This is a genomic window from Vibrio sp. Vb2960, assembly GCF_033337665.1.
Lineage (GTDB): Bacteria > Pseudomonadota > Gammaproteobacteria > Enterobacterales > Vibrionaceae > Vibrio > Vibrio alginolyticus.
This window is the reverse complement of the sequence record NZ_JAWORD010000010.1, coordinates 1-17145: the sequence shown is the minus strand read 5'-3', so window position 1 is coordinate 17145 and position 17145 is coordinate 1. Positions and strand designations below refer to the sequence as shown.

The following is a 17145-nucleotide window of genomic DNA, read 5'->3' as shown; positions in this document are numbered from 1 at the left end:
AGGTTACTTTGCGTTATGTTCTTTAATGGCTTTATGCTCATTAACAAACTCAGCAAGTAATTGTTCCTGTTCGTCAGTCAGAGCTAGGTTTTCCAGGAGCTCTGGTCTTCTAAGCCAAGTACGGCCCAACGACTGCTTGAGTCGCCATTGACGAATGTCCTTGTGATTGCCTGACATCAGTACCGCTGGTACCTCTTTGTCATCCAATACTTCTGGACGCGTATAGTGAGGGCAATCTAACAAGCCATTTGCAAAAGAGTCTTCTTCTGCTGACGCGAAATCCCCTAGTACACCCGGAACAAACCGAGAGACAGCGTCGATTAACGTCATGGCTGGTATCTCACCACCCGTCATCACAAAATCACCAATCGACCATTCTTCGTCGACTTCAGATTGAATGATGCGCTCATCTACCCCTTCATAACGACCACAAATCAGAAGCAAGTTCTCATTCGTTGCCAGTTCTTCCACTCCTTTCTGGTCGAGCTTGCGACCTTGAGGAGAAAGGTAGATGACTTTCGTCTTGCCCGGTGAGGCTGCTTTCGCGATATGAATGGCATCGCGCAAAGGCTGAACCATCATTAACATACCAGGGCCACCACCGTAAGGTCGGTCATCGACTGTGCGATGTTTGTCGTGAGTGAAATCTCTAGGATTCCAAGTCTCAATCGACAAAAGACCTTTTTTAACCGCTTGACCTGTTACTCCAAAATCAGTAACAGAACGGAACATTTCTGGAAAAAGGCTAATAACGCCAACCCACATGTTTATCTCGCTCTGTAATTTTGGAGATTAGAATCCAGGATCCCAGTCAACTTCGATCCGTTGAGCTTCGCGATCAACATTAATGATCACTTGCTCTTCAAGGAACGGGATTAATCGTTCCTTCTGCCCGAAAGCATCTTTAAGATTTGCTTTAACAACCAGAACATCGTTTGAGCCAGTTTCTAGCATGTCAGTAACGACACCTAGATCGTAACCTTTAGTAGTTACAACTTGCATCCCAAACAATTCGCGCCAGTAGAACTCATCTTCTGACAATTCAGGAAGTACCGCAGGGTCAATAGCAATTTCAAAGTTCGTCATTAGATGCGCGTCTTCACGAACATCCATGCCTTCCAGCTTAGCCACCATACCTTTGTTATGGCGCTTCCAGCTTTCTACTTTGTACTCAACCCACTTGCCCTTTTGGTTAATGTACCAAGGGCTGTAATCGAAAATGCTTTCAGCATTGTCTGTGTAGGAAAAAACCTTAAGCCAACCACGAATGCCGTAAGTAGCACCAAACTTGCCTACAACAATCTTTTCGTTGCTCATTGTTTCTTTACCTTTCATCGACATAAACTAGTTTCTACTTTTCAAGTAAAAAATTAAGCCGCTTTTTGAGCGTCTTTAACTAGCTTAGCAACACGGTCAGATACTGACGCGCCTTGACCAACCCAGTGGTTAACGCGGTCTAGGTCTAGACGTAGACCTTCTTCTTGACCTTTAGCAGTTGGGTTGAAGAAACCAACTTTCTCGATGAAACGGCCAGTTGCAGCGTTGCGGCTGTCCGCTACTACGATTTGATAAAATGGACGCTTTTTAGCGCCGTGACGTGCCAAACGAATGGTTACCATGTCGTCCTCTTTGCTTTCTCAAAAATAAAATTAACCCCAAAAACCATTCAAGAAATTAAACAGTTTGGGGTCTCGTGCCAAAATAAAGCTCCAGAATTTTACTCTTCTCCCGGAGCAATGCAAGGAGTTTAGTTACTTTTTCACCAACATAAATTGAATTTAAAGTTTGTGACGTACCTAACACCCTGAATCTATGCGTGATCGATTAATTAACGACCAAATGGATTGAAGCCACCGCCACCACCCATGCCGCCCATCATGCCTTGCATATTGCGCATCATGCCTTTCATTCCACCTTTTTGCATCTTTTTCATCATTTTCTGCATTTGGGTGAACTGTTTTAGTAAGCGGTTTACATCTTGAACCTGCACACCAGAACCAGCCGCGATACGCTTCTTGCGCGAGCCCTTGATAATTTCTGGGCGTTGACGTTCTTTCATTGTCATGGAGCTGATGATCGCTTCCATCTGTTTGAACATCTTGTCATCGACTTTGTCTTTTACATTGTCTGGTAGCTGGGACATTCCTGGAAGCTTATCCATCATCCCCATCATGCCGCCCATGTTTTGCATCTGGCCTAGCTGTTCACGGAAATCTTCAAGGTCGAAACCTTTCTTCTCTTTGAACTTCTTCGCTAACTTTTCTGCCTTTTCTTGGTCAACGTTGCGTTGTAGGTCTTCAATCAAAGACAAAACGTCACCCATGCCAAGAATACGTGAAGCAACACGATCTGGGTGGAACGGTTCTAGCGCGTCAGTTTTTTCACCGACACCCAAGAATTTGATTGGCTTGCCCGTGACATGGCGTACTGAAAGTGCCGCACCACCACGAGCATCACCATCAACCTTAGTTAGAACTACACCGGTAAGAGGTAGCGCATCGCCAAAGGCTTTTGCTGTATTTGCTGCGTCTTGACCCGTCATGGCGTCAACAACAAATAGCGTTTCTACTGGGTTGATAGCTGCGTGAAGATCTTTGATCTCCCCCATCATCTCTTCATCAATTGCCAAACGACCTGCGGTATCGACAATAAGTACGTCGTAGAATTTTTTCTTCGCATGGTCAATCGCTGCATTGGCGATATCAATAGGCTTTTGGTCTGGTGATGATGGGAAGAAGTCAACACCGATGTCTGATGCCAGTGTTTCAAGCTGCTTGATTGCCGCAGGACGGTAAACGTCGGCAGACACAACCAAAACTTTCTTCTTGTCACGTTCTTTTAGAAGCTTAGATAACTTACCTACCGATGTGGTTTTACCCGCACCTTGTAGACCTGCCATAAGAAGCACAGCAGGTGGTTGAGCTGCAAGGTTTAGCGCCTCATTCGACTCACCCATTACGGCTTCAAGTTCTGTTTGAACGATCTTGATAAATTCCTGACCTGGAGTCAGAGATTTAGAAACTTCTACGCCCACCGCTTTTTCTTTAACGCGGTTCACAAATTCACGAACGACCGGAAGCGCAACGTCAGCTTCAAGTAGAGCCATTCGGACTTCACGTAGGGTTTCTTTAATGTTGTCTTCGGTCAGACGACCTTTGCCACTGATATTTTTCAGCGTTTTGGATAATCGATCCGTTAAATTCTCAAACATCTTTGTCTCTTCGCTAAAATGGCGATTAATTAGTGTGAGTATACATTAGCCAAGGTCTGAGTCATACCCGTACCGCTGTCCTATTCTTGTCTCTATTTATATATGGTGCGGTAACTTATTAATTTCAATATCTCATCTCTCACGATTGATGTCGGATATAACGTAGCCCCAAAGTGTAATGCAAGGTATAATTTCTCCATCGTGCACAATAATATTTAGGATTCATGGATAGCTTAATAGCCATCGCGGCCGCCATACTTTATGTCTTGGCGATTGCGACCATCATACCCGGACTCTCACAACAGTCAGGAATCAAAGCAAAAACAGTGTTTGCTAGTGCTGCCTGTGCGCTTGTTTTTCATGCGTGGATTTTGAGTGATCTGATTTTTGATGGTTCAGGTCAAAACCTGAGTATTCTCAACGTGGCTTCTTTGATCAGTTTTATTATTTCTCTGGTCATGAGCCTTGCTATGTTGAAAAACCGACTGTGGTTTTTATTGCCTGTCGTTTATAGCTTTGCTGCCATCAATTTATCTGCTGCCACATTTTTGCCAAGCACGTTTATAAAGCACCTAGAGAATGACCCTAAGCTACTCATTCATATTTCATTTGCGCTCTTCTCATACGCGACTTTAACTATCGGGGCACTCTATGCGCTTCAGTTGGCTTGGCTGGATCACAAACTGAAAGCAAAAAAATCTTTGGCGATTAACCCAAACCTGCCGCCTCTATTAATGGTGGAGCGTCAACTCTTCAAAATTATTTTGATCGGTAACTTATTGTTAACTGCCACGCTCATTACTGGCTTTGTCTTTGTGCAGGATATGTTTGCCCAAGGTAAGGCACATAAGGGCATTCTTTCTTTCATCGCTTGGGTGGTGTACTCAATACTACTTTGGGGTCACTATCAAAAAGGCTGGCGTGGTAGAAAAGTCACATGGTTCGCTGTTGCAGGAGCAACACTGTTGACTCTGGCATATTTTGGCAGTCGCTTTGTAAAAGAAATCATCTTGAATTAAGGAGCTCTAGGGCTCCTATCCTTTATATTTTAGGCTAGATAAAATACAGTACGCCTTAACTCTTTGACTTAACGGACTTACTCAACCGTTATATAACCCAATACTTACAAGGAACAGCAACGTTTTGGACGACATCTCTACGGGTATCTTGTTTGCGCTACTCGCGTGTCTTATCGTCATATCAGGTTACTTTTCCGGTTCAGAAACAGGGATGATGTCTCTGAATCGTTATCGCTTAAAACACTTAGCCAAAAACGGGCATAAGGGTGCTAAGCGAGTCGAAAGACTATTAGACCGTCCAGATCGTTTGATTGGTCTTATTCTTATCGGCAACAACCTCGTTAATATTCTCGCGTCTGCTATCGCGACCATTATTGGTATGCGTTTGTATGGTGATTTAGGTGTCGCTATCGCAACCGGTGCACTAACTATGGTTGTACTGGTTTTTGCCGAGGTTACCCCTAAAACAATTGCAGCGCTTTACCCTGAACGCGTGTCCTACGCGAGCAGTATATTATTGACCATACTGATGAAGTTACTGTCGCCTTTAGTGATGCTTGTTAACTTTATTACGAATGGCTTTATCCGCTTACTTGGCGTAAGAGCGGATCACTCAGCAGAAGATCATCTTAGCTCCGATGAGCTGCGTACGGTGGTAAATGAAGCTGGCGGTTTGATTCCTCGCCGACACCAAGACATGCTGGTGTCGATTTTGGATCTTGAGCACGTCACCGTGAACGACATTATGGTCCCACGCAATGAAATTACTGGTATCGATATTAACGACGACTGGAAATCCATTGTTCGCCAGCTAACCCACTCGCCACATGGACGCATAGTTTTCTATCGTGACCAAATTGATGAAGTGGTTGGCATGCTGCGCTTGCGCGAGGCTTATCGTCTGATGTTGGAAAAGAACGAATTCAACAAAGAAACGCTATTACGTGCTGCTGATGAGGTCTATTACATCCCAGAAGGCACACCACTGAACGTGCAAATGTTGAAATTCCAACGTAACAAGCAACGTATCGGTCTGATCGTGGATGAGTACGGTGATATCATCGGTCTAATCACTCTTGAAGATATTCTGGAAGAGATCATTGGTGAGTTCACGACATCCATTTCTCCAAGCCTCTCTGATGAAATCAGTCCTCAAGGTGACGGAAGCTTTCTTATTGAAGGCAGCACCAATATCCGAGATATCAACAAAGGCCTGAAATGGGATTTACCAACGGATGGCCCGAGAACGCTAAACGGGCTCATTTTAGAACACTTGGAAGATATTCCTGAGAGCCATCTAAGTGTGAGAGTAGCGGGTCACCCAATGGAACTTGTTGAGATTGAAGAGAACCGAATCAAGCTCGTTCGTGTTTATCCGAAGAAGAAAAAGTCGACATCCAAATAACCAAAAGAAAAGCCTGACTCATGTCAGGCTTTTTACTTATTGGGGCAATATGCTTCTTAATGAGCACCTAGTCGATGCGCAACTCTTTTAACATCGACTCAGGCAAAGCAAGTTCATCATTTTTGTTCACCGAAACACCAGCATCCAAAATGTTCTTTGCGATCTGTTGTGCTTCTTTTAAAGAGTGCATTGCTGCCGTGCCGCATTGGTATTCGTTAAGTTCAGGGATCTTATTCTGACTTTCTACCTTCAGCACATCTTCCATTGCTGCAATCCAAGCATCTGCGACTTGCTGCTCTGATGGTGTGCCAATCAGGCTCATGTAAAAACCTGTGCGGCAACCCATAGGCGAAATATCGATGATCTCAACAGAATCACCGTTTAGGTGATTACGCATAAAGCCTGCATAAAGGTGCTCTAGGGTGTGAATACCTTTTTCAGAAAGAATGTCTTTGTTTGGCGCAGTAAAGCGTAAGTCGAAAACAGTAATCGTATCCCCTTTTGGGGTCTGCATGGTTTTCGCCACTCGTACAGCGGGTGCATTCATACGAGTGTGGTCCACGGTAAAACTATCGAGTAAAGGCATTACATCTCTCCTGATTGTAACTCCAGTACCTTTCGGTAATGGATAAATGTCATTCATCCCTACAGCACATGAACTGACTGTGGGCTAAAAGAACCAGCTGCTGTTGTCTTCTAATTCCTGACGACATTGCTTCAGCTGCCAGCCATAAGTTTTCGCTGTTTGTTCAACACGTCGAGCGACTTTGATTAAACTAGGTTTTCGATTATAAGTGCCTCGCTTATACCCACCTCGCCCTTCATGATAAGCCAGATACTGGTTATAGGGATCCCATAATGAAATCCCTAGCTGACGCCGTGTTTCATGAGTGTACCAACCGACAAACATCATAGAATCATCGAAGTTGGTACGAGAGCCACCCTGGCCTGTGGCATCTTGGAAGTCTTCCCAAGCAGGGTCTTGAGCTTGAGCGTAACCATACGCACTGCTGACTCGTCCCCAAGGAATAAACCCTAGCAAATAATCTTTAGGTGGTTTTGCATCGTGCCGAAAGCTGCTTTCTTGTTTAATGATGGCCATAGCGACATGAATAGGGGTCCCCCATTCATCTTCCATATCTTTGGCATCATCGTACCAACCGGATTTCTCTCGGAATATCTCGCATAAGTTATTCTGCTGCTTTGGCGGTGCCGTAGCACAACCTGCAAGTAACACGCTTCCAAGTACCGCTACTACTGACGACTTAATGTTCAACCACACCAATCCTTAGTTAGTCATTACTGCTTCAGGTAAGCAAAGTAATCTTCCAAAAAATCATCAAAAGAAAGCGTGTCACTCTGCTCTGCTTGCTTTTGTTTTTCCACGGACGACGCTACTTCCGTTTCCATCGTATCTTGTGAATAGTACTGATAACCGTGAGCTAGGTTTTCATCACGGTACTTCATACCAAGAGTACAACCAACTTTACCTAGCCCACCCAGCTCTTTCGTTAGCTCTAATAGTTGACCAGAGATCGTTAGTTCTGGGTTATCAATCCATGTCTCGAGTTGATTACACACATCTTGGTATGCACTGCCACCAGCGGTCATATCCATTTGCTGTGCTATTTGACGTAACTCGACGAAAACTCGGTGTGCCCAATCTTGTAGAGATAGACGTTCACCTTGACAACCAATTTGCAGCATTAGACCTTTTTCACGGCCAGAAACAATGACTTTATTCCAGTTATCGCGCCAACACTCTAATTCACAGTTATCCATAGGGTCTGAGTCTGACAAGGCCGCCCAGGTAAGGAAGAGATCCAAGAATCGTACTTGATCTTCATTTAAGCCCACTGCGCTGAATGGGTTAACATCTAGAGAACGAACTTCAATGTATTCGACACCACCGCGTCGTAACGCATCTGAAGGCTTCTCACCACTTTTCGATACACGTTTTGGACGAATCGGAGCGTACAGTTCATTCTCAATTTGTAAGATATTGGAATTAAGCTGGCGGTATTCACCATCCACTTTTACCCCAATTTTCGCAAACTCTTCTGATGGGTGGCGAATCGCATCACTCAAACCATCGAGGTATTGGTCAATGCTGTTAAAACCAATTTTCAGCACACTTTGAGCACTATTGGTATAGCCAAGATCGCTCAAACGCAAAGACGTCGACTTCGGCAAATATAATGTCCCGCCAATCTTCTCGAATGGCAGATCGGTTTCACGACCTTGAATAAAAGAGCCACATAACGCTGGTGATGCACCAAAGAAGTAGGGAATCATCCAGCCAAAGCGGTAGTAATTACGGATCAACGCAAAGTACGCATCAGACTTAGCATCTTGGCGGGCTTGTTCATCTTGCTCGCCATAGAGCGCATCCCAAAATGTTTCAGGAAACGAGAAGTTAAAATGGACACCTGAAATAATTTGCATCAGGCTGCCATAGCGACGCTTTAGACCTTCTCGGTACAGCGTTTTCATTTTCGCTGCATTCGAAGAGCCATACTGGGCTAACTGAATATCATCCTCTGAGCCTACGTAGCAAGGCATTGATAGTGGCCACATTTTCTCTTCACCCATTTTGGTTTGAGTGAAATGATGGATATCTTTCAGCTGTGCCATCAGTTCTGGAATTTCATGTGACACAGGCGTAATGAACTCTAACAATGATTCCGAAAAATCCGTTGTGATCCATTGATTTGTGAACGCAGAGCCTAACCCTTCAGGATGAGGAGTTGTAGCTAGATGTCCATCCTGACGATAGCGCAAAGTTTCTCGCTCAACACCGCGTCCAAACTGCTTAAATACTTCGGGGTTTGATGCAACTTTTTTTAGTCGCGCAGCAAAATCAGTCAAAATGAGGTTCGCTTATATTGGGAGCAGGACACTTGTTACATAACACAAGTGTAAGCTAAGTTATTGATAGTTAATGCATCTAGATAAATAACCCACGAAAAGTTGCTTATCTAGATGAATAGCGGAGAAACGTTTCTCCGCTATTAAATGTGTACTCTATCGAATGATTTCAAGCTCTTCTACGTCTTTCCCCAACTTTTCTAATTGAGGACGCAACGATTTAGCATCACCAACGACGATAATTTGATAGTCATTTGGATCAAACCATTTCTGAGCCAGCGCATTCAACGTCTGCTTATCGACTTTTTCTACGATAGCGTTTCTTTGCTGCAAGTAATCATGATCGAGGTTGTACTTAAGAATATCACTGATGAGCTCCGCTTTTTGTGTTGGCGTTTCATATTTCAGTGCATCTTTTTGACCGACCGCTTGACGCATAAATTTCATCTCTTCATCAGTAATACCTGACTGCGAGTATTCATTTAGCTCATTTTCCATCTCAATGATCGAAGCAACCGTTGCATCCGCTCGTACTTGCGCGGTGAAAACCACCGAGCCTGTTTCTGGATTACCAGAGAAATATCCGTAAGCACCGTATGTGTAACCCTTGTCTTCACGTAGATTTTGGTTAATGCGGCTATTGAAGTTCCCAGCTAAGTTGAAGTTTGCCAGTTGGCTTAGGTAAAAATCGCCCGTTGCGTCGTAAGGCATACCTTGACGAACCATCATGACCACACTTTGCGGCGCTCCTGGTTTATCAACAAGATGGATCTTTTGCTCACCTAATGCAGCAATGCTTTGCGGTGCATACAATGGCGCAGCTTCATCTTGCCAGTTTTTCCAGAACGTCAGTTGCTGCTCAATTTCCTGTTGATCAATGTCACCAACAACGACGATTTGCGCACTTTGTGGCGTGTAATGCTTCGAGTAGAATTCACGGACATCATCCAACGTTAATGCACTGACACCTGCTTGCGTGCCGTCTTTTGGTCGAGCAAAAACCGAATCCCCATAGAGCACCTGGCGACTCGCTTGTGACGCCATCCAACTTGGATTTTGGTGCTCATATACCAGGCCTTCTAGAGCTTGCATTTTTACACGCTCGAAATCATCTTGATTAAATGCAGGAGACAGCAACATCTCTTCGACAATTTTTAACGTCGGCTCTAAGTTCTTTTCTAGAGCAGAAACACTGATGTTTGTTGTATAACCTGTGGCATTAACAGAGATAACACTACCCAGTTTATCAAGCTCAGCTTGAATCTCTTCGACACTGCGTTTCGTTGTACCTTCTTGCAACATCGCAGCGGTCAATTGGGCAAGACCTTCTTTACCCTTTTCAACAAAACGTGTCCCTGCAGGTAGACTAAATTGCATCATCACCGTCGGCGTTTCATCGCTAACTGCACCAAGCAGCTCTGAGCCATTCTTGAAATGTAACTCGTACAGCTCTGGCATCGTCGCTTTCACTGGTTCTCCTACTGGCGGTTGCACTGAGCGATCGAAGTTATCGGTCGCACGACGATACGCCAATTGGTCATCGGAAATCTTCTCATATTCTGGCAGCGTACGCTTTGGTGTCACAAAGGTCGCAGGTTTTACGACAAGGTCTGTTTTTCCTTTTGGGACCACGCTTAGGGTCACTTTGTTCTTACCTTGGATAAAGTCCGTATACGCTTTTTCTACCGAAGTCGGCGTAACTGCACGGATTTGTTCAAGCTGTTGCTCAAGACGATCAGGATCGCCGAAAAATGTCTCGTTGGAAGCCAACTGAGTCACTTTACCTTTAACGCTTTCTAGCGCAAAAATAGCATCCGCTTCCGCTTTACCCTTCAACTGCTCAAGGCGATCTTCTGTCACGCCTTTTTCCGCAAACTGATTCAGTGATTGTAAAAGCTCGTCGTACAGTTTTGATAGGTCGCCTTTGTCTCCAGAATCACCCATTGCGTAAACGTAAAAGTTACACGCCAGTTCAGCACAGTCATGGAATGAACCAGCATCGACCGCTTTTTGAGTCTTCACTAGGTCTTGATAGAGCACGCTGTTGGTACCGCCACCCAATACTTCTGATAACGTGTCGAGAGACGCTTGGCTTTCTTCGCCGTTGTAGGTTGTTGGCCACGCGATCATCACCATAGGTTGTTGAATACGATCTTCTAGCGTGATGTATTTGTCTTCTTGCAGTTTTGCAGGTTGTTTCGGCGCATTTTCAACCTCAGGACCACGAGGAATCGAACCGAAGTACTTATTTACCCACTCTAGAGTCTGTTCAACGTCTAAGTCACCACCGATCGTGATAGTCGCATTGTTTGGGCCATACCAACGCAAGAAAAACGCTTTGAGGTCGTTCACATCAACACGATCAAGATCTTCAACATAACCAATGGTTTGCCACGAATACGGATGACCTTCAGGATATAGCGCTTCGGACATGCGCTCCCAAATCAAGCCATAAGGACGATTATCGTAACGCTGAGCTCGCTCATTTTTTACAGTCGAACGCTGAATTTCAAATTTGCGTTGAGAAACCGCATCCAGCAAAAAGCCCATACGGTCAGACTCTAACCACAGCATTTTCTCGAGCTGGTTAGCAGGGACAGTTTCAAAGTAGTTAGTACGATCGCGGTTTGTTGTACCATTTAACGTGCCGCCAGCCTCTGTGATGATTCTGAAGTGCTCTTGGTCACCAACGTTCTCTGAGCCTTGGAACATCATGTGCTCAAAGAAATGCGCAAAACCAGACTTACCCACTTCTTCACGAGCTGAACCAACATGGTAAGTCACATCCACATGGACCAATGGGTCAGAATCTTCAGGAGCTAAGATCACCGTTAAACCATTATCGAGTTTGTACTTTTGGTATGGAATCTTAACTTTGCCTTCTTCAGCTTTCGATGACTCAACGAAAGTTACCCCTTTCGGCAGTGATGAAACTGGCGTATTTGATGCACAGCCCGTGATCACCAACAGTGAACACGCGCCAACCCAAAACATCTTCATGTACTTTCCTTAAAATAATCCGAGATAGATGGCCGCAAGTAAGCTATACCTAGCAGCCTTTCCTAAAAATATTAAAATCACGCAAGGCAGAAACTTCATTCTTAGCCACCCTGCGGCTAAACACAGCGGGTCTCCTATTACAGGTAACCAGCTAAAAAACAACCCCCAATAGCCATACTTAGAGAGCCACTTTAATGCGGTATGACCGTGCTTTTCCTCTTGTGCTTTGTTGGGAATCCACAAGCCAAGCCAATAATTTGTTAAGCCACCAAGCGTATTACCGATAGTAGCGACCATAACAATTGAAGAAACGGAGTATTGATTTAATGAGAGAGTGGCAACTAAGCCCGCCTCAGAACCACCAGGCAACAACGTGGCACTGAGAAAACCGGTCATGAAAAGCACCCATAATGCTGAATCTGAAAACCAAAGCGCTAAACTTTCAAAACTCGTGTTAAATGCTTCTAGCATGTCATATCAAGCAACACCTTGCCTCTGGTTCTTCCTGATTCGACCTGCTGGTGAGCACCAATGACATCACTCATAGGATAAACCTGTTGAATTTCAGTCTTCAGTAAGCCAACGCCCACCATGTACAACAAGGTATCTAACTGCGCAGGGTCTGGTTCAACCAACATGCCACTAGCCTCAAAGCCTAGGAGTTTGGCTTTTTCACAAATCAGCTCAGCAGTTATGGTTGGAACGGTGATGACTCTCGCATTGTCTTTCAGGCATTTAAGCGCATCTAACGCAGCATCTCCGCCTACTAAATCAATCAAAACATCAACATCTTCAACACGTTCTGACACTGGTGCAAATTGATAGTTCACTGCATGAGCACCGAGCGTCGCAAGGTAATCTAAATTTCGTTCACTGCAGGTTGTAAAGACTTCCGCTTTCGTCGCGATCGCAATTTGTACCGCGAGGTGTCCAACACCACCGGCACCAGCGAGGATAAGTACGCGATCGTTTTCATTCACATTAGCCTTACTGAGAGCTTGTGCCGCAGTTTGTCCCGCCAACGGTAATGCAGCAGCTGCCTCCAAAGTGACAGAGCTAGGAACATGACTTAACTCAGTTTCTGGAACACATATGTATTGACTGTAACCACCGCCTCGAACTGGGAAACCAATAAATCCAGCCACCTCATCACCTTCATTAAAACGTGATACCCCCTCTCCACAAGACATCACTTTTCCTGAGATGTCGTAACCTGGCACCCAAGGTAAATTATCCTTATTCTGCGCTGCCGCCCAACCGAGCCCAGCTCGAGTTTTGACATCAATAGGATTTACGCCTGAAAAAGCGACTTTTACTAAGACTTCACCAGGCTGTGGTGATGGTGTAGAAGCATGTTGAATCGCGAGTACGTTGGCATCACCAAACTCAGTGATAACGATCTGTTTGTGTTCCATAAACCATTCCCTGCAAGAAAACAAAAAGGGATGCGAAAGCATCCCTTTGACTATAAACCATTTTGTTAACCTAAGTTAATCGTGATTTTGTAAATTGGTTGATCATTCCATTTTCAATAATGTCTAACCAACAAGTGCTAACAATATACCTGCCGCAACGGCTGAACCCAGCACACCAGCAACGTTTGGTCCCATCGCATGCATTAACAAGAAGTTTTGCGGGTTAGCTTGTAAACCAACTTTGTTTACGACTCGCGCGGCCATTGGTACCGCAGAAACGCCAGCCGCACCAATAAGTGGGTTGATGTCTTCTTTCGAGAACTTGTTAAGCAGTTTCGCCATCAGGACGCCCGCACCAGTACCGATACTAAATGCAACTGCGCCTAACCCCAAGATACCTAACGTTTCTAGGTTCAAGAACTGCTCAGCTTGCAGCTTAGAACCAACACCAAGACCTAAAAAGATAGTCACTATGTTGATCAATTCATTTTGAGCAGTTTTCGATAAACGATCGACCACACCAGCTTCACGCATCAAGTTACCCAAACAGAACATACCAACCAATGGCGTAGCTGAAGGTAAGAACAGAATCGTCATCAGTAATACAGCAAGCGGGAAGATGACTTTCTCCCATTTACCAACATGACGAAGCTGAGCCATCTTGATTTGACGCTCTTCCTTGGTTGTCAGTGCTTTCATGATTGGTGGCTGGATGATCGGCACCAATGCCATATAGCTGTATGCCGCGACTGCAATCGCACCTAGCAGATCTGGAGAGAGCTTACTCGCTAAGAAAATCGCTGTTGGCCCATCAGCACCACCGATGATCGCGATAGACGATGCATCCGCCATGGAAAACTCCATGCCAGGTACATAGTTGAGTAAAATAGCGCCAAACAGTGTTGCAAAAATACCAAACTGCGCAGCCGCACCTAACCACAACGTTTTTGGGTTTGCGATCAAAGCACCAAAGTCGGTCATCGCGCCCACACCCATGAAGATCAATAGCGGGAACACACCCGATTCAATCCCAATGTAGTAAACGTAGTAGAGCAAGCCACCAGGCTCAGTAAAGCCAGCATTTGGAATATTCGCCAAAATAGCACCGAAACCAATCGGCAATAACAGTAAAGGTTCAAATCCTTTTTTAATTGCCAAAAACAGCAAGGTACAACCAACCAGCATCATACAGATTTGGCCGAACTCGAAGTTAGCGATCCCTGTTTCTGCCCAAAGGGTTAACAATCCGTCCATGATACTCCCTTACGCCAGGCTCAACAGAGGCGCACCTACTGTGACAGCATCGCCTTCTTTAACGTTCAGCTCTTGAACCACACCACCACGCGCCGCTCGTACTTCAGTTTCCATTTTCATCGCTTCAAGGATGAGCAATACATCGCCTTCAGCTACCTCAGCACCAGGTTGAACATTCACTTTGAAGATGTTACCTGCAAGAGGAGCAGGTACCGCTTCTGCTGAAGCATTAGAAGGTGCGCTAGGTGTAGCCGATTTTGCCGGTGCATTAGAAGGAGCAACAGATGTCAGTTCACCTTGAGGGCCAACTTCCACCTCATACACCTGCCCGTCAACACGTACACTATAAGTTTCTACACCACCAGTTGCCGGTTGAGCTACAGGTACAGCAGGCTTCGCAGCTTCTAGCGTTGGTGCAGGCTCAAATGCTTCTGGGTTTTCACGATTCTTAAGGAACTTAAGCCCAACTTGAGGGAAAAGTGCATAAGTGAGTACGTCATCAACACGCTCACTTGCTAGCTTAATGCCTTCTGATTTCGCTTTCTCCATCAGATCAACCGTAAGCGTCTCCATTTCAGGCTCAAGTAAATCGGCAGGACGACAGGTAATTGGCTCTTTACCATCAAGTACTTTCGCTTGCAGTTCTGCATTTAACTCGGCTGGCGCTTGACCGTACTCACCTTTCAATAGACCAGCGGTTTCCTTGGTAATACTCTTATAGCGCTCGCCAGTAAGAACGTTAATCACCGCTTGCGTACCGACGATCTGTGAAGTTGGAGTCACCAATGGAATGAAACCAAGATCTTCACGTACACGAGGGATCTCTTCTAATACTTCATCAATGCGATCCGCAGCGCCCTGCTCTTTCAACTGGCCTTCCATATTGGTCAGCATACCACCAGGCACTTGAGCAATCAGGATGCGTGAATCGACTCCTTTTAACTGGCCTTCCCACTTCGCATACTTCTTACGTACCTCACGGAAATATGCGGCGATAGGTTCCAGTTGCTCGAGTTTTAAATTGGTATCTCGCTCGGTGCCTTCTAGCATAGCGACTACCGTTTCAGTCGGTGTATGACCGTAAGTACAACTCATTGAAGAAATCGCAGTATCGAGAATATCAATACCCGCTTCCACTGCTTTTACCGCTGTTGCTGTAGACAGCCCCGTTGTTGCATGACAATGAAGTGCCAATGGCACATCACAAGACGCTTTGATACGCGTGATAAGCTCTTCCGCTTCATAAGGCTTAAGTAAGCCAGACATATCTTTAATACACAGCGAGTGACAACCTAAATCCTCTAGGCGTTTTGCCAAGTCAACCCAAGTGTCTGCGTTATGCACTGGGCTCGTTGTGTAAGACAACGTACCTTGAGCATGCGCACCAACATCAACCGTTGCTTTAACGGCTTTCTGGAAGTTTCGCACGTCATTCATTGCATCAAAAATACGGAATACATCCATGCCGTTAGCATGCGCGCGTTCCACAAACTTCTCTACTACGTCGTCGGCATAATGGCGGTATCCTAAAAGGTTTTGACCACGCAGTAGCATTTGCATTGGTGTATTAGGCATCGCTTTTTTTAGTTCACGTAAACGCTCCCAAGGGTCTTCCCCTAAGAATCGAATACAAGAATCAAATGTTGCACCACCCCAAGTCTCTAGAGACCAGTAACCAACCTTATCCAACTCAGCTGCGATAGGCAGCATATCCTCAATACGCATACGCGTAGCAAATAGTGATTGATGGGCATCACGAAGGACCACATCAGTAATAGCTAGTGGTTTAGACATGCTCTTAAACTCCTTTTTAATCCTAGTTCGGCTACTTCGCGAATGAGGCGCGATGTTTATGAATCGCAGCCGAGATCGCCGCCACTACTTGTGGACTAACAGCTGAAGAGGTTGATTGAATATTAGTGTTTGTTTTTGGTGCTGCGATCGGCTCTGGTACTTCTTCTGGTACCAATTTCGACATTAACCGAACGAGATAAACAAGAATAGTGAGGAAAATAAATACGACCGCCATCCCCGTTAGCATCAGGGTGGCCGCATCTACTAGCAGGCTTCCTATATTAGTCATGTTGCTTCCTTTCTTTGTCATCCTGACAACGTGCAGGACTTTAATAGTGTCAAATCCCGACCCATGGATTATCTCGATTGGTTAAATTTTGTCAATTTTGTTTAAGGAAGGTTTGTAGTAATCCTGATAAATGATTATTTATTCACTACCCAGATCACAGTTCATGACAAAATAATCACTTCAAATCGCTATCACCTTACGAACAGAGTAAAGGAGGACATAAATAAAAACTGCGATTTAGATTTCAAAATCAAATCGGGACTCACGCAGTAAAAACCAACAAAAACAAAAAGATGAACAAAATTAACAATCAATAAACAAATAACAAACAAATAACAAACAAAGTAACTACATGATAGTAATTGAAATGAAAAATGGAAGTCAGTGTATAGGAGGGATAATCAGGATGATTCACACGATGCGACAGAAGCTTGATAGCAAATTGCTTAGATACGCACATATTCGCTTTTAAAAAGAGGAACATAGGCTCTAGTGATCCTACGCCATATTCCAGATGTCTAGATACAAAAAAGCCTCGCAATTGCGAGGCTTTTCAATAAGTGGCGCGTCCTGGAGGATTCGAACCTCCGACCGCCTGGTTCGTAGCCAGGTACTCTATCCAGCTGAGCTAAGGACGCGCAGTTTTCGATATCGACTTTCGTCAACATCAGGGCATTACCCTTTAATAAGTGGCGCGTCCTGGAGGATTCGAACCTCCGACCGCCTGGTTCGTAGCCAGGTACTCTATCCAGCTGAGCTAAGGACGCGCAGTTTTCGATATCGACTTTCGTCAACATCAGGGCATTACCCTTTAATAAGTGGCGCGTCCTGGAGGATTCGAACCTCCGACCGCCTGGTTCGTAGCCAGGTACTCTATCCAGCTGAGCTAA

At 45.0% G+C, this 17145-nt stretch carries 15 protein-coding genes and 2 tRNA genes; 2 read left to right on the top strand and 15 right to left on the bottom strand.

Annotation, left to right across the window (positions count from 1 at the left end):
- Window positions 1–3: 3 nt before the first annotated feature.
- The 4 genes from trmD to ffh all read right to left on the bottom strand — a co-directional run bounded on the left by trmD (window position 4) and on the right by ffh (window position 3211).
- The gene (gene trmD, locus R7O03_RS10360) at window positions 4–765 is read right to left on the bottom strand and encodes a tRNA (guanosine(37)-N1)-methyltransferase TrmD (protein WP_318131696.1); all 762 of its coding nucleotides are present in this window, start codon (window positions 763–765) and stop codon (window positions 4–6) included.
- 27 nt (window positions 766–792) lie between these two features.
- Window positions 793–1341: a ribosome maturation factor RimM gene (gene rimM / locus R7O03_RS10355; RefSeq protein WP_005379964.1), complete on the bottom strand. Its 549-nt coding sequence runs from the start codon at window positions 1339–1341 to the stop codon at window positions 793–795.
- A gap of 29 nt (window positions 1342–1370) precedes the next feature.
- Window positions 1371–1619: a 30S ribosomal protein S16 gene (rpsP, locus tag R7O03_RS10350; protein WP_005379962.1), complete on the bottom strand. Its 249-nt coding sequence runs from the start codon at window positions 1617–1619 to the stop codon at window positions 1371–1373.
- A gap of 209 nt (window positions 1620–1828) precedes the next feature.
- Window positions 1829–3211 (bottom strand): signal recognition particle protein, encoded by a 1383-nt coding sequence (gene ffh / locus R7O03_RS10345; protein WP_005385423.1) that lies wholly within the window; start codon window positions 3209–3211, stop codon window positions 1829–1831.
- Between the two features lie 224 nt (window positions 3212–3435).
- On the opposite strand from ffh, the gene R7O03_RS10340 reads away from it, so the two are divergent.
- Window positions 3436–4230, top strand: coding sequence for an inner membrane protein YpjD (locus R7O03_RS10340; RefSeq protein ID WP_005379950.1), 795 nt, complete (start codon window positions 3436–3438; stop codon window positions 4228–4230).
- 124 nt (window positions 4231–4354) lie between these two features.
- Window positions 4355–5635, top strand: a complete 1281-nt coding sequence (locus R7O03_RS10335; protein ID WP_005379948.1) for an HlyC/CorC family transporter — start codon at window positions 4355–4357, stop codon at window positions 5633–5635.
- Between the two features lie 67 nt (window positions 5636–5702).
- Here the strand turns inward: R7O03_RS10335 and luxS are convergent, their stop codons facing one another.
- The 11 genes from luxS to R7O03_RS10280 form a co-directional block, all read right to left on the bottom strand.
- On the bottom strand, window positions 5703–6221 hold the full coding sequence (gene luxS / locus R7O03_RS10330; protein ID WP_017820391.1) for an S-ribosylhomocysteine lyase: 519 nt from the start codon (window positions 6219–6221) through the stop codon (window positions 5703–5705).
- An 84-nt stretch (window positions 6222–6305) separates the two neighbouring features.
- Entirely contained in the window at window positions 6306–6911 is a 606-nt protein-coding gene (locus R7O03_RS10325) for a hypothetical protein (protein ID WP_005379943.1), read from the bottom strand.
- 23 nt (window positions 6912–6934) lie between these two features.
- Window positions 6935–8503, bottom strand: coding sequence for a glutamate--cysteine ligase (gene gshA, locus R7O03_RS10320; protein ID WP_025768181.1), 1569 nt, complete (start codon window positions 8501–8503; stop codon window positions 6935–6937).
- A 156-nt stretch (window positions 8504–8659) separates the two neighbouring features.
- On the bottom strand, window positions 8660–11503 hold the full coding sequence (locus R7O03_RS10315; protein WP_047102663.1) for a M16 family metallopeptidase: 2844 nt from the start codon (window positions 11501–11503) through the stop codon (window positions 8660–8662).
- A 9-nt stretch (window positions 11504–11512) separates the two neighbouring features.
- The gene (locus tag R7O03_RS10310) at window positions 11513–11974 is read right to left on the bottom strand and encodes a YqaA family protein (protein WP_005379938.1); all 462 of its coding nucleotides are present in this window, start codon (window positions 11972–11974) and stop codon (window positions 11513–11515) included.
- Window positions 11968–12918: an NADP-dependent oxidoreductase gene (locus R7O03_RS10305; protein ID WP_137282360.1), complete on the bottom strand. Its 951-nt coding sequence runs from the start codon at window positions 12916–12918 to the stop codon at window positions 11968–11970. Before R7O03_RS10305 ends, R7O03_RS10310 begins: the two co-directional genes overlap by 7 nt.
- A gap of 123 nt (window positions 12919–13041) precedes the next feature.
- Window positions 13042–14172: a sodium ion-translocating decarboxylase subunit beta gene (locus tag R7O03_RS10300; protein ID WP_005379935.1), complete on the bottom strand. Its 1131-nt coding sequence runs from the start codon at window positions 14170–14172 to the stop codon at window positions 13042–13044.
- 9 nt (window positions 14173–14181) lie between these two features.
- A complete protein-coding gene (oadA, locus tag R7O03_RS10295) occupies window positions 14182–15966 on the bottom strand; it encodes a sodium-extruding oxaloacetate decarboxylase subunit alpha (protein WP_053349862.1) in 1785 nt (594 codons plus the stop codon).
- A 31-nt stretch (window positions 15967–15997) separates the two neighbouring features.
- Window positions 15998–16255 (bottom strand): oxaloacetate decarboxylase subunit gamma, encoded by a 258-nt coding sequence (locus tag R7O03_RS10290; protein ID WP_005379932.1) that lies wholly within the window; start codon window positions 16253–16255, stop codon window positions 15998–16000.
- Between the two features lie 561 nt (window positions 16256–16816).
- Window positions 16817–16893: transfer RNA gene (locus R7O03_RS10285), tRNA-Arg, on the bottom strand.
- 52 nt (window positions 16894–16945) lie between these two features.
- A tRNA-Arg gene (locus R7O03_RS10280) sits at window positions 16946–17022 on the bottom strand.
- Window positions 17023–17145: the final 123 nt, after the last annotated feature.